Source organism: Bacillus sp. UNC322MFChir4.1, from assembly GCF_000746135.1.
GTDB lineage: Bacteria > Bacillota > Bacilli > Bacillales > Bacillaceae_G > Bacillus_A.
Genome location: NZ_KN050810.1, coordinates 299,362 through 299,571, shown reverse-complemented (window position 1 = coordinate 299,571; position 210 = coordinate 299,362).

The window sequence follows — 210 nt, the reverse complement described above, 5'->3', positions numbered from 1 at the left end:
AAATGGCAATCGCAATGGCAGTTTTATCATTCTTAGGTGCAGTAATTCCATTAGTAGCAGAACTATTAAAAGCAGTAATGTAAGTTCATTATTTCGCAATTATTTATAAAAACTATTATACAAATAATGTATAGCAAAGATGAATTGATATATATAGTAGAGGAGGAAATGAAATGGCAATCGCAATGGCAGTTTTATCATTCTTAGGTG